Origin of the sequence: Alteromonas sp. P256, from assembly GCF_036864455.1 — a bacterium.
Lineage (GTDB): Bacteria > Pseudomonadota > Gammaproteobacteria > Enterobacterales > Alteromonadaceae > Alteromonas.
The window spans coordinates 250,396-275,122 of sequence record NZ_JAZETM010000003.1 but is presented as its reverse complement, the minus strand read 5'-3'; the positions used below and the strand labels follow the sequence as shown (position 1 = coordinate 275,122).

At 43.8% G+C, this 24,727-nt stretch carries 24 protein-coding genes; 12 read left to right on the top strand and 12 right to left on the bottom strand.

Annotated features, from left to right (window positions below):
- Positions 1-94 precede the first annotated feature (94 nt).
- The gene (gene nrdB, locus V7R39_RS06830; protein ID WP_334029590.1) at positions 95-1,225 is read left to right on the top strand and encodes a class Ia ribonucleoside-diphosphate reductase subunit beta; all 1,131 of its coding nucleotides are present in this window, start codon (positions 95-97) and stop codon (positions 1,223-1,225) included.
- A 12-nt stretch (positions 1,226-1,237) separates the two neighbouring features.
- Positions 1,238-1,510 carry a class I ribonucleotide reductase maintenance protein YfaE gene (gene yfaE / locus V7R39_RS06825; RefSeq protein WP_334029589.1) on the top strand — a complete coding sequence of 91 codons (273 nt, stop codon included), beginning with the start codon at positions 1,238-1,240 and terminating at the stop codon, positions 1,508-1,510.
- A gap of 165 nt (positions 1,511-1,675) precedes the next feature.
- Here the strand turns inward: yfaE and V7R39_RS06820 are convergent, their stop codons facing one another.
- The 7 genes from V7R39_RS06820 to dapA form a co-directional block, all read right to left on the bottom strand.
- Complete coding sequence (locus V7R39_RS06820; RefSeq protein ID WP_334029587.1) at positions 1,676-2,044, bottom strand: hypothetical protein; 369 nt, start codon at positions 2,042-2,044, stop codon at positions 1,676-1,678.
- Positions 2,045-2,174: 130 nt separating this feature from the next.
- Positions 2,175-2,582: a PaaI family thioesterase gene (locus tag V7R39_RS06815; protein WP_334029585.1), complete on the bottom strand. Its 408-nt coding sequence runs from the start codon at positions 2,580-2,582 to the stop codon at positions 2,175-2,177.
- Between the two features lie 131 nt (positions 2,583-2,713).
- Complete coding sequence (locus tag V7R39_RS06810) at positions 2,714-5,050, bottom strand: sensor domain-containing phosphodiesterase (RefSeq protein ID WP_438823518.1); 2,337 nt, start codon at positions 5,048-5,050, stop codon at positions 2,714-2,716.
- A gap of 295 nt (positions 5,051-5,345) precedes the next feature.
- Positions 5,346-6,224, bottom strand: coding sequence for a DMT family transporter (locus tag V7R39_RS06805; RefSeq protein ID WP_334029584.1), 879 nt, complete (start codon positions 6,222-6,224; stop codon positions 5,346-5,348).
- A 155-nt stretch (positions 6,225-6,379) separates the two neighbouring features.
- On the bottom strand, positions 6,380-7,093 hold the full coding sequence (gene purC / locus V7R39_RS06800; RefSeq protein ID WP_334029582.1) for a phosphoribosylaminoimidazolesuccinocarboxamide synthase: 714 nt from the start codon (positions 7,091-7,093) through the stop codon (positions 6,380-6,382).
- 12 nt (positions 7,094-7,105) lie between these two features.
- On the bottom strand, positions 7,106-8,209 hold the full coding sequence (bamC, locus tag V7R39_RS06795) for an outer membrane protein assembly factor BamC (protein WP_334029580.1): 1,104 nt from the start codon (positions 8,207-8,209) through the stop codon (positions 7,106-7,108).
- A 13-nt stretch (positions 8,210-8,222) separates the two neighbouring features.
- Positions 8,223-9,107 (bottom strand): 4-hydroxy-tetrahydrodipicolinate synthase, encoded by an 885-nt coding sequence (gene dapA / locus V7R39_RS06790; RefSeq protein ID WP_032096449.1) that lies wholly within the window; start codon positions 9,105-9,107, stop codon positions 8,223-8,225.
- Between the two features lie 178 nt (positions 9,108-9,285).
- On the opposite strand from dapA, the gene V7R39_RS06785 reads away from it, so the two are divergent.
- A complete protein-coding gene (locus tag V7R39_RS06785; protein ID WP_334029577.1) occupies positions 9,286-9,843 on the top strand; it encodes a glycine cleavage system protein R in 558 nt (185 codons plus the stop codon).
- Positions 9,821-10,288, top strand: coding sequence for a thioredoxin-dependent thiol peroxidase (gene bcp / locus V7R39_RS06780; protein ID WP_163106416.1), 468 nt, complete (start codon positions 9,821-9,823; stop codon positions 10,286-10,288). Before V7R39_RS06785 ends, bcp begins: the two co-directional genes overlap by 23 nt.
- Before the next feature lie 157 nt (positions 10,289-10,445).
- Here bcp and V7R39_RS06775 read toward each other — a convergent pair whose 3' ends face one another.
- Positions 10,446-11,522, bottom strand: coding sequence for an AI-2E family transporter (locus V7R39_RS06775; protein WP_334029574.1), 1,077 nt, complete (start codon positions 11,520-11,522; stop codon positions 10,446-10,448).
- A gap of 370 nt (positions 11,523-11,892) precedes the next feature.
- Here V7R39_RS06775 and V7R39_RS06770 point away from each other — a divergent pair, with 370 nt between their 5' ends.
- On the top strand, positions 11,893-13,356 hold the full coding sequence (locus V7R39_RS06770) for a M48 family metalloprotease (RefSeq protein ID WP_334029572.1): 1,464 nt from the start codon (positions 11,893-11,895) through the stop codon (positions 13,354-13,356).
- Positions 13,357-13,364: 8 nt separating this feature from the next.
- Here the strand turns inward: V7R39_RS06770 and V7R39_RS06765 are convergent, their stop codons facing one another.
- Positions 13,365-13,970 (bottom strand): TlpA family protein disulfide reductase, encoded by a 606-nt coding sequence (locus V7R39_RS06765; protein ID WP_334029570.1) that lies wholly within the window; start codon positions 13,968-13,970, stop codon positions 13,365-13,367.
- Positions 13,971-14,203: 233 nt separating this feature from the next.
- Here V7R39_RS06765 and arsC point away from each other — a divergent pair, with 233 nt between their 5' ends.
- From arsC to V7R39_RS06750, 3 genes are read left to right on the top strand one after another with little or no spacing between them, the layout of a single operon-like run.
- Positions 14,204-14,557, top strand: coding sequence for an arsenate reductase (glutaredoxin) (arsC, locus tag V7R39_RS06760; protein ID WP_334029568.1), 354 nt, complete (start codon positions 14,204-14,206; stop codon positions 14,555-14,557).
- On the top strand, positions 14,557-15,201 hold the full coding sequence (wrbA, locus tag V7R39_RS06755) for an NAD(P)H:quinone oxidoreductase (protein WP_334029566.1): 645 nt from the start codon (positions 14,557-14,559) through the stop codon (positions 15,199-15,201). Before arsC ends, wrbA begins: the two co-directional genes overlap by 1 nt.
- Positions 15,191-15,610, top strand: a complete 420-nt coding sequence (locus V7R39_RS06750) for a DUF2069 domain-containing protein (protein ID WP_163106421.1) — start codon at positions 15,191-15,193, stop codon at positions 15,608-15,610. The genes wrbA and V7R39_RS06750 overlap by 11 nt, the downstream gene beginning before the upstream one ends.
- Before the next feature lie 154 nt (positions 15,611-15,764).
- On the opposite strand, the gene hda is transcribed toward V7R39_RS06750, so the two are convergent.
- A complete protein-coding gene (hda, locus tag V7R39_RS06745; protein ID WP_334029564.1) occupies positions 15,765-16,502 on the bottom strand; it encodes a DnaA regulatory inactivator Hda in 738 nt (245 codons plus the stop codon).
- A 6-nt stretch (positions 16,503-16,508) separates the two neighbouring features.
- Positions 16,509-17,870: a DUF2066 domain-containing protein gene (locus tag V7R39_RS06740; protein WP_334029563.1), complete on the bottom strand. Its 1,362-nt coding sequence runs from the start codon at positions 17,868-17,870 to the stop codon at positions 16,509-16,511.
- Positions 17,871-18,433: 563 nt separating this feature from the next.
- Here V7R39_RS06740 and purM point away from each other — a divergent pair.
- The 4 genes from purM (at position 18,434) to fadE (ending at position 23,772) form a co-directional block, all read left to right on the top strand.
- A complete protein-coding gene (gene purM / locus V7R39_RS06735) occupies positions 18,434-19,477 on the top strand; it encodes a phosphoribosylformylglycinamidine cyclo-ligase (protein ID WP_032096458.1) in 1,044 nt (347 codons plus the stop codon).
- Positions 19,474-20,124 (top strand): phosphoribosylglycinamide formyltransferase, encoded by a 651-nt coding sequence (gene purN, locus V7R39_RS06730; RefSeq protein ID WP_334029562.1) that lies wholly within the window; start codon positions 19,474-19,476, stop codon positions 20,122-20,124. Before purM ends, purN begins: the two co-directional genes overlap by 4 nt.
- Positions 20,084-20,836: a DUF3108 domain-containing protein gene (locus V7R39_RS06725; protein ID WP_334029560.1), complete on the top strand. Its 753-nt coding sequence runs from the start codon at positions 20,084-20,086 to the stop codon at positions 20,834-20,836. The genes purN and V7R39_RS06725 overlap by 41 nt, the downstream gene beginning before the upstream one ends.
- Positions 20,837-21,309: 473 nt before the next feature.
- Positions 21,310-23,772 (top strand): acyl-CoA dehydrogenase FadE, encoded by a 2,463-nt coding sequence (fadE, locus tag V7R39_RS06720; RefSeq protein ID WP_334029558.1) that lies wholly within the window; start codon positions 21,310-21,312, stop codon positions 23,770-23,772.
- Positions 23,773-24,012: 240 nt separating this feature from the next.
- On the opposite strand, the gene V7R39_RS06715 is transcribed toward fadE, so the two are convergent.
- Entirely contained in the window at positions 24,013-24,648 is a 636-nt protein-coding gene (locus V7R39_RS06715) for a response regulator transcription factor (RefSeq protein WP_334029556.1), read from the bottom strand.
- Positions 24,649-24,727: the final 79 nt, after the last annotated feature.

Here is a 24,727-nt window from a genome sequence, read left to right as displayed (position 1 = left end):
GCACGCACCCTTGCGGTACGCCGCAAGGAATTAGATAGCAGCAAGAACACAAATAAAAATACGCGTTTATCATTAAGTTTTTAGTTAGGTCATCATGAAATACACTACGTTTAATCAACAAAGTACAAATCCGTTGCTAGAGCCAATGTTTTTCGGCAACCCCGTAAACGTTGCACGCTACGACCAGCAGAAGCATGCCATTTTCGAAAAGCTTATTGAAAAACAGATAAGCTTTTTTTGGCGCCCTGAAGAAGTTGATGTCACTCGAGATCGCGTTGATTTTCAAAAATTAACCGAGCCAGAGAAGCACATTTTCATTTCTAACCTTAAGTACCAAACATTACTTGATTCGGTACAAGGCAGAAGCCCTAACATTGCGTTCTTGCCAATCATTTCACTGCCTGAATTAGAAACCTGGGTAGAAACATGGTCTTTTTACGAGACTATTCACTCTCGCTCTTACACGCACATATTGCGTAACTTGTTTTCTGATCCAAGTGAGATTTTTGACGACATCGTGGTAAACGATGAAATAAAGCGCCGTGCCGCTGATATTTCTAAATACTATGACGATTTGATTTTTGCGACCCAGCTTTGGCAAACTCAAGGCGAAGGCGTGCATACGGTTGACGGTGTTGCACACATAATCAATATGTACGAGCTTAAGAAAAAACTATATCTTTGCATGAACTCAGTGAATGCGCTGGAAGCCATTCGTTTTTATGTGTCTTTTGCATGCACGTTTGCATTTGCTGAACGCAAGCTGATGGAAGGTAATTCAAAAATTATTCGTCTAATCGCTCGCGACGAAAACCTTCACTTGTCTTCAACGCAACATGTATTAAATTTGTGGGCGAAGGGTAAAGACGACCCTGAAATGGCGCAAATTGCAGAAGAATGTAAAGACGAAGCTCGCGCTATTTTTATGAACGCCGTCGAGCAGGAAAAAGAATGGGCAGATTACTTATTCCAAAACGGTTCTATGATTGGCCTGAATAAGGAAATATTGTGTTCTTATGTAGAGTACATTGCTAATCAGCGTATGACTGCCATTGGTTTCGACGCACCGTTTGACGTTAGCAGTAACCCACTGCCTTGGATGAATAACTACCTTAATTCAGACAATGTACAGGTAGCTCCTCAAGAATCTGAGATTAGCTCTTACCTTGTTGGTCAAATTGACTCAGCGGTAAGTGAAGAAGACTTCGCTGACTTTGAACTGTAATTACGCAGTTTAATGAATAGCAGTAACGAGATGCTCCGCATCGACATTGTTGATGTGGGGCAAATTAGCGCCCCTACCGATAAAACCTTATTAAGCGCTATTGAAGCCGCTGGTATCACTATTCACTATCATTGCAAAGAAGGCTTTTGTGGAGCGTGTAGAACCAAGCTTCTTGAAGGCGAAGTGGAATACACCACCGACCCTCTTGCCTTTATTGATGACGACGAGATTTTACCCTGCTGCTGCGTAGCAACAAAGCCGTTGAAAATTAAAGTCCCTTTATAACTAAATCCCTTTATAACTAAATTCCTTTATAACGAAATCTTTTTATAACGAAATCTTTTTATAACGAATTTTTTCACAACAAAAGCCTCTTATAAAAGGCTTTAATTCACCGCTTTAAACCAAAACACACCAACGTATATAAAGAGTCTGCAAGATAGTGACTGACTATCCCCATCTCTGAACTGACTCTAACGAATCATTCGGCATGGTATTAAACGCAATTTTTGCGTTGGAGGAGTGAGTGTGAATGATGTTAATCAGCTTTTCAAACAGCAAAAAGTGGTCAGGGTCTGCTCTCACTCCTGCGCCAATTAAAACGATATCTGGCTTCTCTTTTAGTAGAGTATGATACGCGTGTTGTTCGGCTGTTTCGCCCCTATCGGTCAAACACCATTTTGCATCGTAGCCATTTTTTGCCAGTTCTGTAACCGTGTCTACAAACGCAGATTCCAACTTTTCCTTAGTTAGCTGAGGCCATTTATCAAATTCAACAGCGTCAGAACGCAGACCAATCATTAGTACCTTTTTCTTCATTTTTGATCCCTCGTATGAATATGATAAATACAACTTGAGAAGTTAAAAACACGTGTATGTGAACGCAGCAGCAAGGAGCCTGCTGCTATTTATTTACTAAATACACTGTTACGTTGCTTACATTCAAGTATCAAGTGCTCATAACTGCAAACACGCCACTTGCCCGCGCAATGCGCTTTTTTTCCACCCAAAAATAGCAGTTGGCAAACGCCATTTTACGACCTACCTTGTGTACGTCAGTGTCAATGTAGATCCAATCGCCGAGTTTAGCTGAACCAGCATAATCGATATTGAGACTTGCTGTAACCAAAGGAACGGGAACGTCGTCTGAAAAAGCTGCATTGTAACCTAAGGCTATATCTGCAAGTGTGCTTAACACACCACCATGCACCTGCCCTCTCGCATTGCAGTGTTTTTTTTCAGCTCGTAAGCCTATAGTTAATCCATCTACCGTTTTCTTATTGTATATTGGCCCCAATAAATCGACGAAAGGGCTGCTTCTAAAAATGGGCTCGAATCCATTTGGAATATCAATCATATTCTTCCTATCTGCTTTTTTAAGCGCAATAAAAAACACCCCACAAAGGTATAACGTATATATACCTTTGCACATTTCAAGAACAATCACTTTATCGAAGCCATTTACACTGAATGAAGCAGTTCTGATGTTTATTGCTTACTGATTAAAAGCGCTTCAAATTGCGACTTACTCACTGGCTTTGAGAAATAATAGCCCTGCCCATATTCACACCCCATATTTTTGAGAATTGTGAGCTGCTCTGATGTTTCTATTCCCTCTGCAACCACTCGAATACCCAACTTTTTCGCCATAACAATAATGGCCTCGCAAAGAATTTTGTCGTTGCTAACCTCTGTCATCGAGTTAACGAAGCTTCTGTCTATTTTTATATAATCAGTGGGGAATTTCTTTAGATAGGAAATGGAAGAGTACCCAGTGCCAAAATCATCAAGCGCAATGCTTACTCCGGCCTGGCGGAACTGAAATAGCTTTTGTGAGACTTTTTCGTCAGCGTCCATTAGCAAGCTTTCGGTAATTTCTAATAGCACTGCACTTGATGGCGTGTTTGTACCTAACAGCTCAGTCATCCATTCAATAATATTGGGTTCTGAACTGAAATAGTGGCTTGCAGATGTATTAATGCTTAACTGCAAGTCTTTACAGTAAGACTCTCTCCAGCGATTGATATCGCTACAAACTTGAGAAAAAACCCAGTTACTAATTTCAATAATCAAACCAGATTCTTCTGCTAGTGGAATAAAGTCATCGGGCCTAATAAGTCCCCGCTTAGGGTGGTTCCATCTAATTAGCGCTTCTCCCTTGTGGATGGCACCAGTGTCTAATGCCACAATAGGTTGATATTCTAAAAAGAACTCACCATTCTTGGTGGCGTACCGCAAATCGTTGAGCAGGCCCAGCCTTTTAATGGCAGCCTCTCGCATACTCTGGGTATAAAACTCATAGCTGTTTCTTCCGTTTGCCTTAGCACGAAACATAGCTTGATCAGCGTTCTTCAGCAGACTGCTTATGTCTTCTGCATCGTCGGGATAAAGCGTAATACCAACGCTTGCACTAGTATGAATAACTTCATTTTCAATGACGAGTGGTTTAGACAGTGAGGACAATAAATACTGTGAGACCCGTTCAACATCATCGACATCTTGCAAATTGTTTAGGATGATGACGAATTCATCGCCACCCAAGCGAGCAACGCGATCATTTTGCCTTACGCAACGCTCGATTCGACGGGCACACTGAACAAGTAATTCGTCGCCGACTCCATGCCCCATGGTATCGTTTATATCTTTAAAATGGTCCAAGTCGAGAAACATCACGGCGACTTTAGTAGATAGTCGGTCGGCAGAACTCAATGCTTGTGACAGGTGATCTTCCATTAAGTGACGATTGGCCAAACCGGTTAAACTATCGTAGTTAGCCTGTCGCCAAATGATGTCATCAGCCCTTTCCCGCTCAATGGCAATACTCGCCACATGGGCAAAGTACTCGATACGGGTAATGTCTTCATCTGAAAGAACGCCAGCTTCTCTGTGGTAAATAGCGAAGGTACCCAGTACCTTTCCATCTGCACCGCAGATAGGTTGCGACCAACACGCTCCCAAGTTAGCCTGTTTTGCCGCATTACGCCAAGACGCCCAATAACTATGGGTAGTTAAATCGTCTGTAATGACTCTTTCATTAAGAAAAGCTGCCGTGCCACACGCCCCTTGTCCAAGGCCAATCTCAATGCCATCTATCAAATCGTTGTAAAATTCTGGTAATGAAGGAGCTGCGCCTAATCGTAACTGAGTACCATCTAGCAATAGTATGCTACAGAGCTGATTCTTATATTCTCTTTCCACAGCAGCGACGATATCGTCGAGTACAAAAGAGAGCGGCTCCGTGTTGACCACTTTTTCGAGAATAGCACTGCGAACTCGCAGCAATTTTTGCGATTCAACAAGCTCTTGGTGCTTTGTATCGAGTTCGTGTGACAATACACTAAGGTCAGTGCGCTTTAACTCAAGTTCAACCAAACTACCCAAATCTTTGAGCGATTTAAGCTGCTGGGCAGAGAAGGCTCTGGGGGTAGTATCAAATACACATATGGTTCCCACGGCCTGCCCGTCAACCATCAGTTTTATTCCCGCATAAAAGCGTATTTGAGGGTCTTCTACTACATGGGGGTGTGAAGAAAAGCGTTGGTCTTTATGGGTATCTTGTACAATCAACGCATCGGTTTCTAAAATAGCATGGGCACAAAAAGCAATATCTCGTGATGTTTCGTCAACATCTAGGTTAACTTTCGATTTAAACCATTGTCGTGTTGAGTCTATTAGAGAAACGGTCGCAAATTCACAGGAAAATAATTGCGCGGCCAAACGCGTAATTCTATCGAAACGTTCTTCTGGAGAGGTATCCAATATGTTTAACTTGCGCAGCGCTTCCATTCGCTTTTGTTCGTTCGGCGGCAATACTGGGCTGGTCAAAATCTCTCCTAACGCTAGTTAATAGTGCTATTTTGGATATCTTAAACGATAATGTGATTGATGAACGTCCGTATTGAAAAGAGTGGGCCTGCTTTCCCACACAGCTAACTCACATCCTAAGCGTACAGCATAGCCAAAGTCGTATATGAACCTAACACAGAGCAACGTAAATTGGTGCTAAAATCGCTCACTTATTCAATTTTTTATGATTTATCGCCTGAAATAGACAGGTTTTGCTCTTTATTACTCACAACTCACCACTGCCACTAGACAGATGAGACTCGACACGTCGATGCTAATTTCTTTGCCTTATCACTAGCAAAATTCCGCCTAATGTAGCAAGTGACGCCACTATGATAGTGATGTTTAGTGATTCTTTTAGAATGGCCCACCCCATAAATGTTGCAATGATAGGGACACTTAATTGAACAGTAGCGGCGGTGGTAGATTTTATGAAGGGTAAAGCAGCATACCAAATAGCGTAACCTGCGCCAGATGCGAGCATGCCTGATGCAAGCGCGTATAAGCTGCCTGTCGGGTCAATATTGATTTTAGCTCCCGTTAGAAGCACAACTGCAGCAAGAGGCACACAAAACGCTGAAGCTATCACAAAATTTCCTGCACTTGCTACTAATGGTGATGTTGCGCTTTTTCCAATTAAAGAATATGCTCCCCATGCAAACCCGGCTAGTATCATTAAAACAGCAGAAAGCATTGAGGGCGCGCTGCTGCTTGGCAGCAGCAATATGACTAAACCGATTATTGCAAAGAAAAATCCAAGCCACTGTGACGGTGTAAACCTCTCCCCTTTTATAAGGCCTACTGCGATCATAGTGACTTGAACTGTACCAAAAAGTAACAGTGCCCCTGTGCCTGTTGCCATTGAAATATAGGCAAATGAAAAACACAGTGCATAAACAAATAACGCAATGCCCCCAGCAACACTCGCATTTTGCTTCATCACAGCGATGAGCCTTTCTGACTCTTGCGACCGTGATTGAGAAACATAGAACACTATTGAAAGAACAAGAAGACTAACTGCGCCACTTAACAGCCGGATAATGGTAAAAGAGCTGGGATCAATACCCGTATTAACTAACGCCATACGGCACAGCAATGAATTTGCAGCAAACGCTATCATCGCGGCAATGACGAGCAGCACTGATTTAAACAAAATACACTCTCCGTAAAGGCGGTCTCAGTGAATGCCTATTCATTAATTACTAGTGCCACATACACTACTCTTATCAACATTTAAAACAAAAAGAGGACCATCACAGGTCCTCTTTACTGAATTGTATGACGATAAGCTGTTACAACGATAAGCTACTACAAAGATAAACCCAAACGCTCGGCCACTTCGATGTAGGTTTCTACTACCGAGCCTAAGCCTTGTCTGAATCTGTCTTTATCCATTTTTTTGCGGGTCTCTTTGTCCCACAAACGACAGCCATCAGGCGTAAATTCATCACCCAAGACAATGTTACCGTCGCTGTCCACACCAAACTCTAATTTGTAGTCCACTAACAGCATGCCGGCGTCATCAAACAATGCCTTGAGCACGTTGTTAACTTTGAATGTGAGAGCTTTCATTTCGCTAATCTGCGACTGCGTAGCCCAACCAAAAGAAATGATATGAAAATCATTTACCATTGGGTCGTGGAGCGCATCATCTTTTAGGAAAAACTCAAAAATGGGTGGGTTAAGCGTTTGGCCTTCTTCAACGCCAAGTCGGCGCACAAGAGAGCCCGCTGAGAGGTTTCTCACGACGCATTCAACCGGGATCATATCGAGTTTTTTCACCAGCGATTCGGTGTCAGATACAAGGGCCTCTACTTGCGTAGCAATGCCAGCATCCTCAAGCTTGTTCATAATGAAATGATTAAACTTGTTGTTCACCTCGCCTTTGCGGTCAAGCTGCTCAATTTTTTCACCGTCAAACGCTGATGTATCGTTTCGAAAGTGCAATATCAGCTTTTCGCTGTCATCGGTGTAATAAACCGTTTTTGCTTTACCACGGTAAAGCTCGTCGCGTTTTTCCATTCTCAGTCTCAGTTATATATCAAGATTATCTTCTGACATGACCTCAGCAAATGCATCGTAAAGGTCGGAAACCTGATTGGCTTCAAACGGGGTACTCTCATTATCCATAAAGGTTACGGACGTTCTCGAGTCACCTGCTTTCGCCACTTTCAAACGGTAGTCACCCTTTTCGAGTAACTTATCATCGCTTGAAAATAAATCATTCCACCAGTCGCCTTCTGGACCGCTATAGGTTACAAACAGCAGACCGTTAGATTTGTCTAAGTCTTTGACGTTAAAACCAAGTTTGCGCAATACAAGCAACATACGTGGCCACACAATATCGTATTGAGACTCAACTACGTAAGCAGGCTCGCCATCGGCGTTAAAGCCCATTTCGGTTTGAATACCCTTGCGAATGCGCGCTATACGACGGGTCTGTTCTAAGCGAATTTGATATTCGTAATGGCCAACAACTTGGTTAAGAACACTCACTTCTTCACGGCGTTCATCTAACTCAGTCACCTGTGCTGTAACGTCATTACCGATAGACTTCATATAGTCTTTTAGGTCTACGCTAAGTGCAGCGCTTCGCCCGTGTGGTTTAACACTCAGGTTAAACTCGAACCTACGACCGATTTCGCTTTCGTCATCAACGATGCTGTACCACGGTCCATCTACATCTTCCTTCACCACCATCCAGTCGGTGATAAGTACACGCGCCTCAGGGTCAAATGAATCAACGCCGATGCCGTTTTCATCAAGGTAGCTCAGTAATGAATTCCAAATAGCTTCACTTAATGGTTGGCTGTCATCAACTTGGTCAAACCAAATCGTAGCGGTATTCTTTCCCTCTTCAACGTGAGAGCCCGTCACTAGCGGTAGAACCAACGCAGGTGATTGCACTGGCAATGTTCGACCTACTAGCTCTTCGTTAGCACCCTCGCCTAGTTCAGGAAGCGCAAACTCACGAGAAAAAGCCGGTTTGTCTAAATCGGATGGTATCTTGAGTTCTTCTTGTTTTTCCGTTTCTAGATATTTGTAACTGCCTGACGCAGTCTTTCTATCTATTTGGCTTGTACAACCTGCAAGTGCAACAATTGCTACTGAACTTGCTATAGCCAGCGTTTTATTCATCTGTGTTCCTTAATCAACCAGAAATCAATGCGTATTTTTGTAATAGTTCTTCGATACGTTTTTGGCTTGATAGTTCCGGCAATACCATTGGTAAACGCATAACTGCGCTTTCCATCATGCCCATTTTGTATAATGCCCACTTAGGCATGACAGGGTTTGGCTCGATAAACAGTTCGCTGTGAAGCAGTTCGATTGTTTTATCAATGTCACGGCATTTATCGAAATCTTTATTAAGCGCAGCCTCACACATTTGTGAAATAGCCTTGGGTGTTATGTTAGCCGTTACGGAAATTACACCGTGCCCACCTTCACACATAAATTGACTGCTCGTGCCATCGTCACCACTTAAAATAACAAAATCTGAGGGGACTAAAGGCAGAGTTTCTTTTAAGCGAGATATATCGCCTGTGGCATCTTTCAAGCCCACGATGTTTTTGTGTACGGCTAATTCAGCGACAGTTTCAGGCAACATATCGGCAACCGTTCTGCCAGGCACATTATAGAGAATAACAGGCTGTTCGCTCGCATCGGCAATCGCATTGAAATGCGCCACCATTCCCCTTTGTTGAGGTTTGTTGTAATACGGAACCACACTTAAGAAGCCGTCAACACCGGCTGCGCCAAGTTGTTCTGTAAGAAAAATAGCTTCTGCAGTGGAGTTTGCTCCGCTTCCAGCAATAATGGGGATAGCACCAGACGCCATCGCTACCGTTTCTTTAACCACATTTACGTGTTCGTCGAAGGGAAGTGTCGCTGATTCACCGGTTGTTCCAACTGAAACAATCCCGTGGGTTCCTTGTTCTATATGAAACTTAATGAGTTTCTCTAAAGACTTATAATCTATATCGCCATTTTCGAACATGGGTGTGACGAGTGCGACGTAACTACCAGTAAACATAATCTCTCCGCAAAATGTGAGCGCACATGTTAATTATCTCAGTGCGCAAACACAAGCAGTTGCGCGGGTAAATAGACAAGAATTTGACAATAACTTATGCAATGACGCGAAAAAGGCACTAACTTAACAAAAAACTCTATGCTAACATCCCGCCATTGCTAGGTTTAAAGTGAATTTGATGTCTAAACACCAACTAATCGTTACACTTTTAGGTACAGATAAAAGCGGCATTCTAAGCGAAATAGCCACCGCAGTTTCGCAGGCCCAGTGCAATATTCTCGATAGTCGACAAGCAGTCTATGGGAGGGAGTTTTCTCTCACTATGATTATTGAGGGAAGCCAAAGCGCCATCACAAAGGCTGAATGCACCTTGCCCGCGGTTATCCAACGTCTAGATTTGTTATCGATGATGAAGCGGACAAGTCACCACGAAAAACAAAATCTCGCTAACTTGCTTAATGTTGAATTTAGTGGCCAAGACGCGGCGGGACTCATTCAGTCGGTCACTGGCTTTTTTGCCGACCGCGACGCCATCATCAGCGCGTTTAGGCAGCGAACATACCAAAAGTCAGATCATAATGTTATGCAGTGTAAATTCGTGGTCTCTATTCCCACATCAGAAAGCTTTGAACAACTAGAATCTGATCTAATGACCCTATTTGCTTCGTTAAATGTTACGGGCAAAGTGGTAGACAAACAGAAAAAGGATCCTAATGAAAACACTACAAGCTGGTGATAAAGCACCACAGTTCTCTCTTTTAGACCAAAATGGCGAAACCGTTGCATTGACTGACTTCGCAGGTAAAAAGGTCTTGGTTTATTTTTATCCAAAAGCGATGACGCCAGGATGCACTGTGCAGGCTCAAGGACTTCGTGATATCCAAAGCGAACTTGAAGCGAAAAACGTTGTGGTATTAGGTATTAGCCCTGATGCAGTAAAACGCTTGCCGAAGTTTATCGAGAAAGAGAGTCTGAACTTCACCTTATTGTCGGACGAAGATCACGCTGTGGCAGATGATTTTGGTGTGTGGGGCCTTAAGAAGTTTATGGGCAAAGAATACGACGGCATACACAGATTAACGTTTTTAATCAATGAAGAAGGTACGGTTGAGCACGTCTTCAATAAGTTCAAAACGAAGGACCACCATATCGTGGTGCTAGACTATTTAAACAATGGCTAGTTGTTTACCGCGATAGCCTGTAGCGCAAAACAAAAAGATATGCAGCAAATTTAAAACGCGCCCGTATCGAATGTTAAATCGCTAAAACGAACAAGCCCCTCGATGTAGGGGCTTTTTCTTGTACCAGAGCTTATCTGTTATGCGACTTCTGACTTCTCTATTGAGCGACTTCTGGCGTCTCTTTTACGGGGTTACTTGACCACGCTGTTATCACCGCTTTAACTAACGTTGCAAGTGGAATTGCAAAAAATACGCCCCAAAAGCCCCACAAACCGCCAAATACCAACACGGCAATAATGATATACAAGGGGTGCAAACTCACTGCCTCTGAGAACAAAAGTGGCACCAGTAGATTGCCATCTAAGCCCTGTATAACGCCGTAGGCAAGCATGAGATACCAAAACTCAGGGCTTATACCCCACTGAAACATAGCAACAATGGCAACCGGTATGGTAACCACAGCCGCGCCTATGTAAGGAATTAATACAGAAAGCCCGACAAGAACGCCTAGCAAGATGGCATATCGCAAATCCATTAGAACAAACGTAGCGCAGCTAATCACGCCTACGATGACAATCTCAATGACCTTACCCCGAATATAATTCGCAATTTGAGAGTTCATTTCATGACCCACTTGGGTAATTAGGCGCCGCTCTTTTGGAAGCAATCGAGAGATACTGTCCAAAAAGAACATCTTGTCTTTTAGCATGAAAAATATCATTAAAGGTACAAGTACCATGTAAACCAGTAGTGCAGCCACATTAGCAATATTGCTAAACGACACAGAAATAAGCGTCTCTCCAACATCAACTAGCTTGTCGTTTAACCCTTCCATCATTTGATGTATTTGATAAACCTGAACATAGTCAGGGTATTTGTCTGGTAAAGTTAAAATCCACTCTTGGGCTTTTTGCCAGATAAGTGGCGTCTCTTGGATAAGGTTAACGCTTTGCTTAGAAATGATAGGTACAAGACCAATTAGCGTAAGAATAGTGATTGTAATAAATCCTAGAAGCACAACACCGCATGCTATCCCCCTTCCTACTCCCAACTTTATTAATCTGCTCACAGGCCAGTCGAGAAGGTATGCGATAACCGCCGCAACCAAAACAGGCATGATCAATTCGCCCCACAGCAATAGAACCGCGGTGCTAAGTAAAATTAAGATAAGCAGCATTGCTGCATCGGGATCGGAGAATTTGCGTCGGTACCATCGACCAAATACGCTAATCATATCAATTTCCAGAAAATACAAAGAATAGGTCTCGCATCATAGTTTATCAGATGGCGAGTTAGCAATAAGTAGTAGATAAGAATCTTTCTAAATCAAACTGGTATGACATATCTTGCGTATAAAGAATGTGAGTAAAAAAACTCTACGTCGAAAAAGAACATTCAAGCTGGACGGTTATTGAGCAGCTCGTTGCCCCCTGTGTCAGGATAGTTTGTTCTCTAATGCGCAGTATGCACATGTGGCAATAACGTAACGCATGATGCACAATGATCGCTGCAACTATCAGAGAAATATTCGAAGAAAAATGAAACTGTTTAACCACTTATGGTTCTAACTAAACAGTAAACAACATTGGTACACTTGTAGGTTCATGAGAAAAAAATTATCTGCGCCGTTTATTATTCTTTCTTGCGCTCTTGTCCTCAGCTTATCTGCTGTTGCCCAAGATATGAAATACAGCAATAAAAATACGTTACCCGAGATAGGAGTGGTAGCGTCAGACGCCATTTCTCTTGATAAAGAGATGATCATTGGCGACGCTGTCATGCGTCAAATGCGCGGCCAAAGTCCAATTATCGCCGATCCTGTTTTAGATGAATATTTGCAGGATTTAGGTAATCGCCTAGTTGTGCATGCAGATAACGCCAAATTCCCCTTTCAATTTTTTTGGGTTAATAACGATGCCATCAACGCGTTTGCTTTCTTCGGTGGTCACATTGGTGTTCACGCAGGATTGATGCGACGGGCAGACAATGAGAGTGAACTCGCCTCGGTGCTTGCCCATGAAATCTCTCACGTTACCCAGCGTCACATTGCGCGAAGAATGCAAGCACAAAAGCGAGCTTCCCCGTTGGCCCTTGCTTCACTGATAGGCGGTGTGCTTATTGCCATTGCGAACCCCCAAGCGGGTATGGCAGCTATGCAAGCAGGCTCGGCAGCCTCAGCACAGTTGCAAATAGATTATACAAGGTCTAACGAGCAAGAAGCCGACCGAATTGGTATTGCCATGCTTGCCAGAGCGGGGTTTGATCCAAAAGGTGCCGCAAGCTTCTTCTCGACCATGGCAGAAGAGTACAGAATGGTGTCACGACCGCCAGCTAGGTTATTAACTCACCCCTTAACCGAAACGCGGATTGCTGACGCTAGAAGCCGTGCTAATGACTACCCAAGACGCTATTTGCCCATTAATAAACAGTTTGAATTAGCAAAGGCGCGAATAAAGTCACGCTACTCTTTCGATGCAGATTATTCACTTGAATATTATCAGGCCGCCGTTAACCAACAGGCGCAGCGAAGCAGAGAAGCTTCTTTGTATGGACTCACTCTGGCCTATATGCGAAACGAAGAGAACAAGAAAGCCCAACAAATTTTAGACGAACTTTTGGAAAAAGACCCAAACAATCTTTTCTATCTTGATGCAGCAACGGATATATATATCGCCCTTGGCGAACCGTTAAAAGCCGTAGAAATGCTAAAACCTCACGTTACGCATAACCCGCGAAACCAAGTCTTGGCGCTGAATCAGGCGAACGCGCTCATAAGCGCTCAGAAATACGACGATGCTATTATACTGCTTAAAGACTTCTTGCTAGTGAAGAAAGATTATCAGGTGGCGTATCAAATGATGAGCGAAGCTTATCAAAAAGCGAAACGTTTTTCCCAGATGCACCAAAGTAAAGCGGAAGTGTATGCGCTTTATGGGGCCTACAATAGAGCGGTAGATGAACTGCAATATGCCTACAACTTTGCTGGCGACAATCATTTACAAAAGCAACGCATACGAGCTCGCATTAAGCAGTTTAGAGATCAAGAGGACCGATTAGAGCGACTTTAATTACTCACTTATGCGGCTTTGTTAGCCGCCGTTTTCAACTGTTGAATTCGCTCTCGCAGCTCTTGCTCTGACACCTCCCCCATAATGGTATCGACCACTTTTCCCTCTGGGCCTACTATAAATGTTGCTGGTAGATACGGCGGCCTCTCCATGGGAAGCACTGTGTTTTCAGATGCGAAAATAATAGGCACTTCAATGATATACTTATCCGCCATTTCAGTAATTTGTGTGGATGTTTGCTTGTCGTAGTTTATTGCAAAAATTAATGTGTCCTCAGGCAGGTTTTGACTAAACGCGTTTAGCTCGGGCATTTCGCGTAAGCACGGCGCACACCAGGGCGCAAAGTAGTTGATTACGGTCCACTGCCCTTGTAATTCGCTCCATTGGTAACCTTGGCCACTCACTGTTTCGAAATCACTGTGCTGCGACTGATAAGTGAAAATACCAGCACCTAGCGCGAGTAGCGTTACCACAACGAAGCCTAATGCTTTTACGCCGAACGCTTTTGTTGCTGTTTTTGGTTCTGTTTTTGTATTTCTTTTTGTATCTTTTTTTGTATCTTTTTTTGAATTAGAGGTTTGTGTTGCTTGAATTGGCTTAAATTTGTTGGCCATACGTGTTTTCCGTAAGTTCTTCGTCAAAATTGGGGCGAGCAATATGTTTTCGTTTTTAATTCTTCGTTTCTAATTCTTCGGTGCTTTTCAGAGTCTACAGGCACTGTTAAGGAGTAAAGTAGTACGAAACCTGAATGGCGTTCAACATTTTTCGCCTTATCACTGATTATTGCTTGAAAACAAAAATCAAAAGCGCAATAGTCTGCGCAAAATATCAAAGTAAGGCTTTATTCATGAGTCAAGTCACTATCATCCACAATCCGCGCTGTTCTAAAAGCAGACAAACATTGGCATTGCTAGAAGAAAATGGCATTACGCCCAACGTTATTGAATATTTGAAAACTCCGCTGAGCCTTGACGAAATCACATCAGTGTTTAAAAAACTTAACGTTGAATCGGTTCGCCATATGATGCGTACAAAGGAAACAGAATACAAAGAAGCAAAATTGATGGATGCGGACGTCGACGACCATGCTTTATTACAGGCAATGGTTACCACACCTAAATTAATTGAGCGTCCTATTGTGATAAATGGAGACCACGCTCGCATTGGTCGCCCACCTGAAAATGTATTGGAAATAATATAGTGAAACCCGTTCTTGTCCTTTATTACAGTCGCCATGGAAGCACCAAGCGCCTGGCTGACGCCATTGCACAAGGTATTGCCTCCACCGATGTTCCTGTTATTGTCCGTACTGTGCCTGGCTTAAAAGTTGAGGAGCAAGACCAGGATGGTAGCGCTGTAATTGCGACCGGTGAATCTGAACTGGACGTGCCTTTGGTGTCATTACAAGAGTTAGAAAATTGCAGCGCCCTTGCACTGGGAAGCCCTACCCGTTTTGGCAATATGGCAGCGCCGATGAAACACTTTTTAGACACAACCAGTAATTTGTGGCTCAAAGGCTCGCTCATTGACAAACCGGCCTGCGTATTTACCTCATCTTCTTCCATGCATGGTGGTCAGGAGTCTACGCTACTTTCCATGATGATCCCGCTTTTACACCATGGCATGGTGCTATGTGGCTTGCCCTACAGTGAGCCTGAGCTTCATACCACCTCAACCGGTGGCAGTCCTTACGGCGTTTCGCACGTGGCGCATTCCAACCTAAAAAATTCAAATCAATTGAGCGACGACGAGAAGTCGTTATGTATAGCACAAGGCAAACGCTTGGCTTCATTCGCTCAACAACTTTATACACCTACACATTCGGAGAATAAGAATGGCATCTGATACGCGCTTTTTTCGCTATTTAGCGCTCGTAAGCCACACCCTACTAATAATATGGCTTACGTTATGGCAATTTACCTTTACCAAGGTACACACCTACTCGCCTACCTTTATTGTGCTGATTTATCTGTTGCCTTTACTGTTGCCTTATCGCGGCGTATTGAAAGGCAAACCCTATACTCATGCATGGGCGAACTTTGTCGTGCTGTTTTACCTTATTCACGCTTGCACCGTGGTGTATGCAGTACCCGCTGAGCGTTGGTATGGCGTTGTTGAGTTAGTGCTTTGCACCACTATGTTTGTTGGTTGTGCAGCATTTGCAAGAAAACGAGGTCGCGAACTTGGTTTGGGTATCAAAAAACTGAAAGAAGAAATGCAGGAAGAAAAAGAGTATTTCGAGCAACAGAAATAGTTTGTTTACTAAATGCAGAGCGGCGCTGCATCGTATACTCTGAGTGTGTGAATAGGTTCATGTAGGTGTTAGTGCAGGTTACAGTGTTGGTGTCTATCGCCCTATAACGATGTAAACGCTGCTCAGAATAAATAGCATCTACCATTAAAGGGTATTATTGAATGCCTAACTCTCGTTTTACCATGGCCACCGAAAGTCGCTTTTGTTCCTGCAAAGAGCGCGTGTCTAGGCGCCCAAGAAGCGTCATTAAACTTTTCAAATCTCGTTCACTGTGATGAAGAAGAAAATTTAGGGCTTGGTTAGATAACTTTAGCCCTCTTTCTAATGCTCTGAGTCGAACCGCCTTTTCTCTGCCATCATCCCCAAGTGGATTGATGTGATAGATAACGCCCCACGCTAAGCGCGAACGTAAATCAGGCAGAGAAAATGCAGGGTTTGAAGGGCCTAAATGACTGGTACACAGCACGAGAGTGTCTTGGGTCTCCACCACTCTATTAAGTAGGTCAAATAACGCTTCTTCCCATTCTGCATCCCCCGCAATCGCGTGAACATTGTCTAGTGCAATTAACGATAAGTTTTCGAGACCATCAAAGATATCGTGAGACCACGCTTTATAGTCGTTGAGGTTTAAATACAGGTGATTCACTTGCTTGTTTGCAAGCTGGTGACACGCTGCAAATAACAAGTGACTTTTCCCTGCACTGCTTGCACCCAGTAAAGTAACAAGAGGAAGTTTGAGCGATACGAGTTGCCCCAATGATGATGAGGTACGCCAGCTTGGAAACGCATCAACAATATCAGTTAACAAAGTGACTATTTCTTCATTACCATCACCCACGAAACTATCGAAGTTCTCATCAATGGGCAGCGTCACGGGTAAAGGTAATTGCATAAATAGTTAGTTATTCCAATAGAAACTGAAACCTTGTACAGGCTGGCCGTAGGCGTCAGTTACAGGTCTAAGTTTTGCTTCTAGGCCAACCGTATTCATGAGGTCTTCTGTCGTACCAATAAGCGTAATGGAAAACGTCGCGACTGTGCCCCGCAGAGCCTTGAGCGATGCACTTTCAATCACGCTTAGCGTAGTAAGATAGCGACTTACAGCGGCATAACTTTCAATGGTTCCAACGTTCGCGATAGATATTTCAAGTACTTCACGGTTTGCCTTATCAATGCCAACGACAGCGTATTGTGATGATAGATAGTCCGCGTAGGCATCCATTAGTGCAGTACCAAGTTCAGCGGGTGAATCAGCATAAATACTGCCGTAACTCACGCTTTCTTTACTGATAAAAACCCAATCAAGTCCGAAATCTCCCTCTTCAGACTGCTTGGCATACGCTTCAAATTCGTCCATCGTAAAGGGTTTAATCGTTGGTTTCACTTTTTTCACACCTGAATCACTCACTCCGTCGGTGGTGCCGATGTAAGTGTTATTATCACTGTTAGTGTCGGTGATAGTGTCGGTGATAGCTTCGCCTGTCTGTTCACCTTGGCTACCACTTACATAGCTACCCTGTTCAACAGGCTCTTTGTTATTATTGCCATAGTTATCTGATTCGTCAGACATGCGTTCAAATTGCGTACTTTCTTCGCCATTTGAATTGCTGTTTGGGTTACTGTTTGGATTACTGTTTGGGTTACTGTTTGGGTTACTGTTTGAATTGAGGGCCGCATTCGGTTCAGCGCTGGGGAGGTCCGGAATAAAGGACGAATCGTTTTTATATACTCGAGCGGCGATAATGTTGTCTAGGCTGTATCTGCGAGAAGCTTCTCGCACGGGCTCAACAAAACGTCCCCACACATCGTAAGTGGTAATGTTGACGTTATCCGTTAAATCCATAAGAGGAAGACTTAACGGTAACCCCCTTTCTTGTGCGGTGGTCCTTAGCGCTTCTGCGATTGGAAAATCTAAAGACTCGTCAATAATAAGCTTATTTTCATTGTCGTCTTGCACCGCTAGCCATATTAACGTCTCTGGCCTTCTGTCGCCCCACAGGGGCAACATTTCACGTTGTAGAATTTCACCTACTTTAGTGCTATCAAATTCAGCGACATAATAGGTTTCGCTACCTTCATAGGAATAGCGATAAGACCGAAGCAAAGACTGGGGTGAAGATAGTGCGGCTTTTACGCCGGGATTACTCAGGGATTCAGAAGACCCAGACATCTTCAGAAACACCTCTCGCAATGCCTGTTTGGCTGCTTTTTGTTGAGCGCGAGAGCTTTGATCTTCGACAAGGATCTTTGCTTCGTTCACCACTATTCTCTGGGTAGCGCTTGCGACAAACGAAGCGCAAACGAGAGTAAAAACGACTGCACACGTCAGTAGTAAAGAATGGTACGGTTTCATCAAATTATTCGTTCCGGCGAGTGAGAATGCCCTACTCATTGTCAATGTTAATGCTCCATCTTTGTTGTATTTTTGTCTTAACAGTTTGCTATCAGCTGCTTGCTATCAAATCTTTGCTTACAACTCCCTGCTCACAATTCCCTGCTCACAATTCCGCTATCAACAACTACGCTGCCAACGCCCTTATTTGCAAGTGTGTATCAACACGGTGGTTACAAACAAGTGTTGATACTAATGACTAAATACATGCCGATACCCATAAAAAATAGTGATAACGCGTCAGCGGTACGTCCATTCTCTTTTATATTGGGTTTTATTTCATCCTTAAACCAACAAATATTTTAATCGCCTGCTAGGGCGTGGAGAGGATAATCGGAAAAAAGGCCATAAAATCACCGCTACAAATTGGACTTGTGTCAACTAACTGGTAGAATCCGCGGTTTTCTACCTCTTAGTTCCAGGGCCCAACCGTGAGCGAAAATAAAACCTCTTTAAGCTACAAAGACGCAGGCGTAGATATTGACGCAGGAAATCAACTTGTAGAGCGCATCAAATCAGTCACTAAAAAAACCCACCGACCTGAAGTAAAAGGTAATTTAGGTGGTTTTGGCGCGTTATGTGAGTTACCTACTAAATACAAAAAACCACTGCTTGTTTCTGGAACCGATGGCGTAGGTACTAAGCTTCGCGTGGCTATGGACGCGAATCGCCATGATGGCGTAGGTATTGACCTAGTAGCCATGTGTGTTAACGACCTCATTGTTCAAGGCGCAGAGCCGCTGTTCTTTCTGGATTATTACGCGACAGGCAAGTTAGATATAGATGTTGCAGCGTCGGTAGTGACTGGCATTGGCGCAGGCTGTGAACTAGCAGGCTGTGCACTTATTGGTGGTGAAACCGCTGAAATGCCTGGAATGTATCACGGCGGTGACTACGATATTGCTGGATTCTGTGTGGGTGTTGTTGAAGCAGAAAACGTCATTGACGGAACAACCGTTAAGCCAGGGCAAAAGTTGATAGCCTTGGGTTCATCAGGCCCCCACTCTAACGGGTACTCCTTAGTGCGTAAAATTATAGAAGTGAGTGAAGCCGACGTAGATGCCGAATTAAACGGCAAGCCTATTATCGATCACCTTCTTGAGCCCACACGCATCTATGTTAAGTCTGTGCTTACCTTGTTAGAGCAAATTAAAGTGAGTGCAATCTCCCATATTACCGGTGGTGGCTTCTGGGAAAATATTCCTCGCGTGCTTCCTGACGATGCAAAAGTTGTTATTGACGAAAGCACTTGGGAATGGCCAGAGATTTTTTCTTGGTTACAAACTCAAGGTAATGTCACTCGTCATGAAATGTATCGCACCTTTAACTGCGGCGTTGGCTTGGTTATCGTTGTTGACGAAGGCGATGTTGAGAGCTCACTGGAAATACTAAACAGTCAGGGTGAGAATGCATGGCTTATTGGTACCATCGAAGCAAAAGATAGCGACGGTGAACAAGTAGAGATAAACGGGTGAGCAGCACTGTGACAAAACTTTGCGTACTCATTTCTGGTAATGGTAGTAATTTGCAGGCGATTATCGATGCAATTGCTGCCGGCCGACTCGATGCTGTAGTAAGTGGTGTTATCAGTAACCGTCCAAATGCTTATGGCTTAGAGCGGGCAGCAGACGCCGGTATCGAGGCCATCTGTCTTGACCACACCGACTTTGACGACAGAGCCTCCTACGACGCCGCTTTAAGAGCGCAGATTGAGGCCTTCGGAGCAGATTGTGTGGTACTTGCCGGTTTCATGCGAATACTCACCCCCGAATTTGTTGATGCATTCGCTGGAAAATTAGTGAACATTCATCCATCATTGTTGCCTAAGTACAAAGGTTTACATACACATCAGCGTGCTATCGATAACGGTGACGAGGAACACGGGGTTAGTGTTCACTTTGTGACACCAGAACTCGACGGCGGCCCTGTTATTATTCAATGCAGAGTGCCAGTGTTTGAAGATGACGTTGCAAGCGACTTAGCTGAGCGTGTACAGGAGCAAGAGAGGCGTATTTACCCTCTTGTTCTGGGCTGGTTTAGCGCAGGCAGGTTATCGATGCGGGACAATAAGGCTATCTTAGATGAGCAAGAGCTTCCAGAAACAGGTTATGCGAACGAGTAATGCGCGAGCAAAAAACGTATTAGCGACGCTATTTATCTCATTGAGTGCGGTATCAGCGAATGCATTCGCTGATACCTCGCTGTCTATCGAACCCTATAAAGCCACCTACACAGCTTATAAATGGGGTGACGATGTGGGTCAAGCGTCCATCGAGCTCTCCCAATTAGGCGAAGAAAAATATTCGCTTATTTATACTTCTAAAGTATCGAAGTTTTTCCTCTCTGATAAACGCAGTGAACATTCAATATTTCTAATTCAGGGCGATAATATCGTACCATCTGAGTACTATTATAGCCGCTCGGGTACCGGTCCAGATAAATCATTAGAAGTGTCTTTCAGTCATCAGGGTGACGGAAAAATAACCGTTGATAATGGTAATGCGTTTGAATGGGATGGTGAGTTTGATAATCAAATTTACCGTTTAGATTTAGCCAAACAACTGGCTAAAGGTGAAACGTCACTGACTTACGACTTTATTAATTATCGTGGTCAGCGTCGTCAATACGGCGTTGAGGTTGTAGACAACGAAACGTTGAAACTACCCTACGGCGATTTAAAGACAGTGAAAGTGAAATTAATCCGCGATTCCAAAAAGCGTGAAACTTTTGCTTGGTTTGCACCTTCATTAGACTATGCCTTAGTTAGATTACAACAATTTAAAGAAGGCGAAGAACAAGGCGATATCAAATTAAAAGCATTTGAAATGCTTTAGCTCATTGTTTTACATGCGGCCAAGCTTTGTTTAGTTCGCTTTGACAACTGGGCCTTAGTCAATGAGCCCTGAATGAACTTTGAATGCGCTTTTTAGCCTACCTCTTTTCCCCTCCAAAGGCCGCTATCTGCGGCCTTTTTCAATCATTGCGCTCTTATTATCGTAAATTGGACTTTACCAATGGGGCATAATTAACGGCGGCATGTCACTATCGTCGTTGAGGGTTTTGATCTGAATTTTTCAGTAACCGCTATACTTTAATTAATCGCCTATTATTTACGCCGTGATTAGTAGATTATTCATGTAAAAATCTTGATCTTTCGGCCATTAAATAATACGTTTAAAGCATGCTGGTCTGACCTCAAAATGCAGTTTAAAGAACATGGCTTTAGGCAACTAAACACGAGTGAGCCAAGCTCCATCGTTCAAAATCTCAGACAAGTGTATTATTCAAGGCCTTTCAGGAGTGATGTATGGCAGATTTTATATGGTTTTTACTGGTCGTTGTGACACTAGCAGTCGCTAGCTATCAGCGTACTAGCTTGGTAACAGCAGTTGCCATGGGTGCAGGCGTCATGGTTTTAGGCACCTTCTTTGGTGACATTGGCCTTCTAGGCTGGGTAGTGTATTTAGCACTCACACTCCCTTTCACGCTGTCGAATATTAGACAACAGCACATCTCGAAAAAATTATTGGCATTCTATCGCAAGGTAATGCCTGAAATGTCGAGTACTGAACAAGAAGCTATTGATGCCGGCACTGTCTGGTGGGATGGCGATATATTCAGCGGCAAGCCAGATTGGGACAAGCTACACCGCATCCCTAAAGGCCGTTTAACCGCAGAGGAACAGGCGTTCTTAGACGGGCCATGTGAAGAAGTATGTTCTATGGTGGACGAATGGCAAATCAACCATAAAGACGCCGACCTGCCTCCTGAAATTTGGCAGTTCCTTAAAGATCATAAATTCTTCGCTATGATCATCAAAAAAGAATATGGCGGTTTAGATTTCTCAGCATTTGCTCAGTCTCGTGTTTTACAGAAACTGGCAGGTGTTAGTGCTGTCCTTTCAAGTACGGTAGGCGTACCTAACTCATTAGGTCCAGGTGAGTTACTGCAGCACTACGGTACTAAAGAGCAGCAAGACCATTATTTACCACGACTTGCAGCGGGTGACGAAATTCCATGTTTCGCGCTAACGGGTCCAGAAGCGGGCTCAGATGCAGGCGCTATTCCAGACGTTGGTATAGTGTGTAAGGGCGAATTCAATGGCGAAGAAGTGTTAGGTATGCGCCTTAAGTTTAGTAAGCGTTATATCACCCTCGCACCAGTTGCTACGGTTATCGGCCTTGCATTTAAACTGAAGGATCCAGATGGTTTGCTTGGCGATAATGCCGATCCAGGCATTACTTGTGCACTTATTCCCCGCGATACGAAGGGATTAGAAATTGGTCGTCGTCACTTCCCACTTAATACACCATTTCAAAATGGTCCGGTGAAGGGCAACGATATTTTCGTCCCTATTGACTACATCATCGGTGGCCCTTCAATGGCTGGGCGCGGATGGCGTATGCTGATGGAATGCTTGTCCGTTGGTCGTTGTATTACCCTACCTTCTTCTGCTGCAGGCGGTGCTAAATCAGTATCGCTTGCTACAGGTGCTTATGCGCGTATTCGTCGCCAGTTCCGTATGCCAGTTGGTCATATGGAAGGCGTTGAAGAGATGCTAGCACGCATTGGTGGTAATGCTTACTTGATGGACGGCGTTACCCGCTTTTCTACGGTGGGTGTAGACCTTGGCGAGAAGCCTTCTGTTATCTCAGCGATATGTAAATACCATTTGACGGAAAAAATGCGTCAAGTCATGGACGATTCCATGGACGTTCATGGTGGTAAAGGCGTTATGCTTGGGCCAAATAACTACTTAGGCCGTGGTTACCAAGGCGTTCCCATTTCAATCACAGTTGAGGGCGCAAATATTCTTACCCGCAACATGATGATATTCGGCCAAGGCGCAATGCGCTGTCATCCATTTGTGTTGAAAGAACTTCAAGCTGCTGCCATTGATGATAAGAAAGACGCACTTGTTGCTTTCGACAAAGCCGTATTTGGTCACATTGGTTTTGCGGTATCAAATACTGTTCGCAGTATTTGGTTCTCGCTAACGAATGGAGCATTCAGCAGTGCCCCATTTACCGACGAAACAGCACGCTACTACAAATTAATGCAAGGTTACAGTGCAAACTTAGCGCTACTAACAGATGTGTCTATGGGTGTACTTGGTGGCGATCTTAAACGTCGCGAACGTTTGTCTGCTCGATTGGGCGACATTCTAAGCGGTATCTATATGGGTAGCACAACGCTGAAGCGCTTCGATGAAGACGGTCGTTTAAAAGAAGACCTTCCTCTTCTACATTGGGCAATGCAAAACACATTGCACGATATAGAAACGGCTATCGAAGACTTCCTTGCTAACTTCCCTAACAGAGCCATTGCAGTAGCGTTACGCGTGATGGTGCTTCCTGTGGGACGTCGTGTTGGTAAGCCTTCAGATAAAACTGAACATGCGATTGCTAAAATGCTTCAGACGCCGTCATCAGCGCGTAGCCGTCTAGGTTATGGTCAATACCTAAGCCGTGAAGACGGTAGCCTGTTCGGCGACCTTGAGCAAACGCTTGATGATGTGTTGCTAAGCGAGCCTGTGTTTGACCGCATTTGTAAGCATAAGAAAGCAAAACTTCCATTTACTCGTTTGGACGTGTTAGCAGATGAAGCCTTAGCTGAAGGTATTATTGATAAAGCTGAAGCTGAGTTACTGCACAAAACGGAAGCCGGAAGACTGCGCACTATTAACGTTGACGACTTTGACCATGAAGAACTTGTGGCCAAGATAAATTCAACAAGTGCCGCGAAGAAACGAAGCGGCAAGGCTGCATAGTCTATTGCCTTAGCTATTTCGTTCTAAAAACAAGGCCGCTACTACAGCGGCCTTATTTATCTTTGTATTTTAGTGCCTGTTCCTTACTTGAGACATAAAGTGAGAAACACAAAAAAACCGAACGCAAAGTTCGGTTTTTTTATAGCGGTCTCGCTGATAGACACACGCCAAATTGGCTTTGTTCTCATTTTAATTTAAGCATTAGCCGCGCACTTTTTAGCTCAATTGCTAGCGCTTATATTAGCTAAGCTGAAGTTTATCCATTAATAACACCGCTTGAGTGCGAGTATTAATCTCTAACTTGCGAAGTATTGCACTTATGTGCGCTTTAATAGTGGCTTCAGTCACGTTCATCTCATGAGCGATTTGCTTATTCATAAGACCTGCACGCAAATATGAGAGTACTTGAATTTGCTTAGGCGTTAATTCTCTGAATCTTTGCAGCAATACTTTTAGCTCGTCGTCCACTTTCTCAAGTTGCTCTTCAACACCGTCAGGTAGCCACTTTTTGCCAGCAATCATATCGACAATAGCTTGCGCAATCTCTCTTGTTGCAGATACTTTAGGAATAAAGCCCTTAGCACCTAAACTCATTACCTGAGCAACAACTTCAACACTGTCGCTACCTGAGATGACGCCAACGGGGATATTCGGGTGTTGCTCCCTCAACGTAATTAATCCATTGAAGTACTCGCCACCAGGCATATTCAAATCGAGAAGTACAAGCTTGATATCTTCATATTCGCTAAGCCTGTCTTGGGCAGTCTCTAGGCTTTCCGCTTCGACGATTTGTGCATTTTCGAAATAAGGGTTAAGAGCACCACTCAATGCTTCTCGAAACAACGGATGATCGTCTGCAATTAAGATTCTAATCATTAACGTACTACGTCCTTTTTATAATATGAGTATAGATTAATACTTTAGACTAGTTACTAAAACCCCTTAATCGTAAAAA

Coding starts and splice junctions, on each gene's coding strand:
- nrdB (WP_334029590.1), top strand. CDS start 95: ATGAAATACACTACGTTTAATCAACAAAGTACAAATCCGTTGCTAGAG.
- yfaE (WP_334029589.1), top strand. CDS start 1,238: ATGAATAGCAGTAACGAGATGCTCCGCATCGACATTGTTGATGTGGGG.
- V7R39_RS06820 (WP_334029587.1), bottom strand. CDS start 2,044: ATGAAGAAAAAGGTACTAATGATTGGTCTGCGTTCTGACGCTGTTGAA.
- V7R39_RS06815 (WP_334029585.1), bottom strand. CDS start 2,582: ATGATTGATATTCCAAATGGATTCGAGCCCATTTTTAGAAGCAGCCCT.
- purC (WP_334029582.1), bottom strand. CDS start 7,093: ATGGAAAAACGCGACGAGCTTTACCGTGGTAAAGCAAAAACGGTTTAT.
- bamC (WP_334029580.1), bottom strand. CDS start 8,209: ATGAATAAAACGCTGGCTATAGCAAGTTCAGTAGCAATTGTTGCACTT.
- dapA (WP_032096449.1), bottom strand. CDS start 9,107: ATGTTTACTGGTAGTTACGTCGCACTCGTCACACCCATGTTCGAAAAT.
- V7R39_RS06785 (WP_334029577.1), top strand. CDS start 9,286: ATGTCTAAACACCAACTAATCGTTACACTTTTAGGTACAGATAAAAGC.
- bcp (WP_163106416.1), top strand. CDS start 9,821: ATGAAAACACTACAAGCTGGTGATAAAGCACCACAGTTCTCTCTTTTA.
- V7R39_RS06775 (WP_334029574.1), bottom strand. CDS start 11,522: ATGATTAGCGTATTTGGTCGATGGTACCGACGCAAATTCTCCGATCCC.
- V7R39_RS06770 (WP_334029572.1), top strand. CDS start 11,893: ATGAGAAAAAAATTATCTGCGCCGTTTATTATTCTTTCTTGCGCTCTT.
- V7R39_RS06765 (WP_334029570.1), bottom strand. CDS start 13,970: ATGGCCAACAAATTTAAGCCAATTCAAGCAACACAAACCTCTAATTCA.
- arsC (WP_334029568.1), top strand. CDS start 14,204: ATGAGTCAAGTCACTATCATCCACAATCCGCGCTGTTCTAAAAGCAGA.
- V7R39_RS06750 (WP_163106421.1), top strand. CDS start 15,191: ATGGCATCTGATACGCGCTTTTTTCGCTATTTAGCGCTCGTAAGCCAC.
- hda (WP_334029564.1), bottom strand. CDS start 16,502: ATGCAATTACCTTTACCCGTGACGCTGCCCATTGATGAGAACTTCGAT.
- V7R39_RS06725 (WP_334029560.1), top strand. CDS start 20,084: ATGAGCAAGAGCTTCCAGAAACAGGTTATGCGAACGAGTAATGCGCGA.
- fadE (WP_334029558.1), top strand. CDS start 21,310: ATGGCAGATTTTATATGGTTTTTACTGGTCGTTGTGACACTAGCAGTC.
- V7R39_RS06715 (WP_334029556.1), bottom strand. CDS start 24,648: ATGATTAGAATCTTAATTGCAGACGATCATCCGTTGTTTCGAGAAGCA.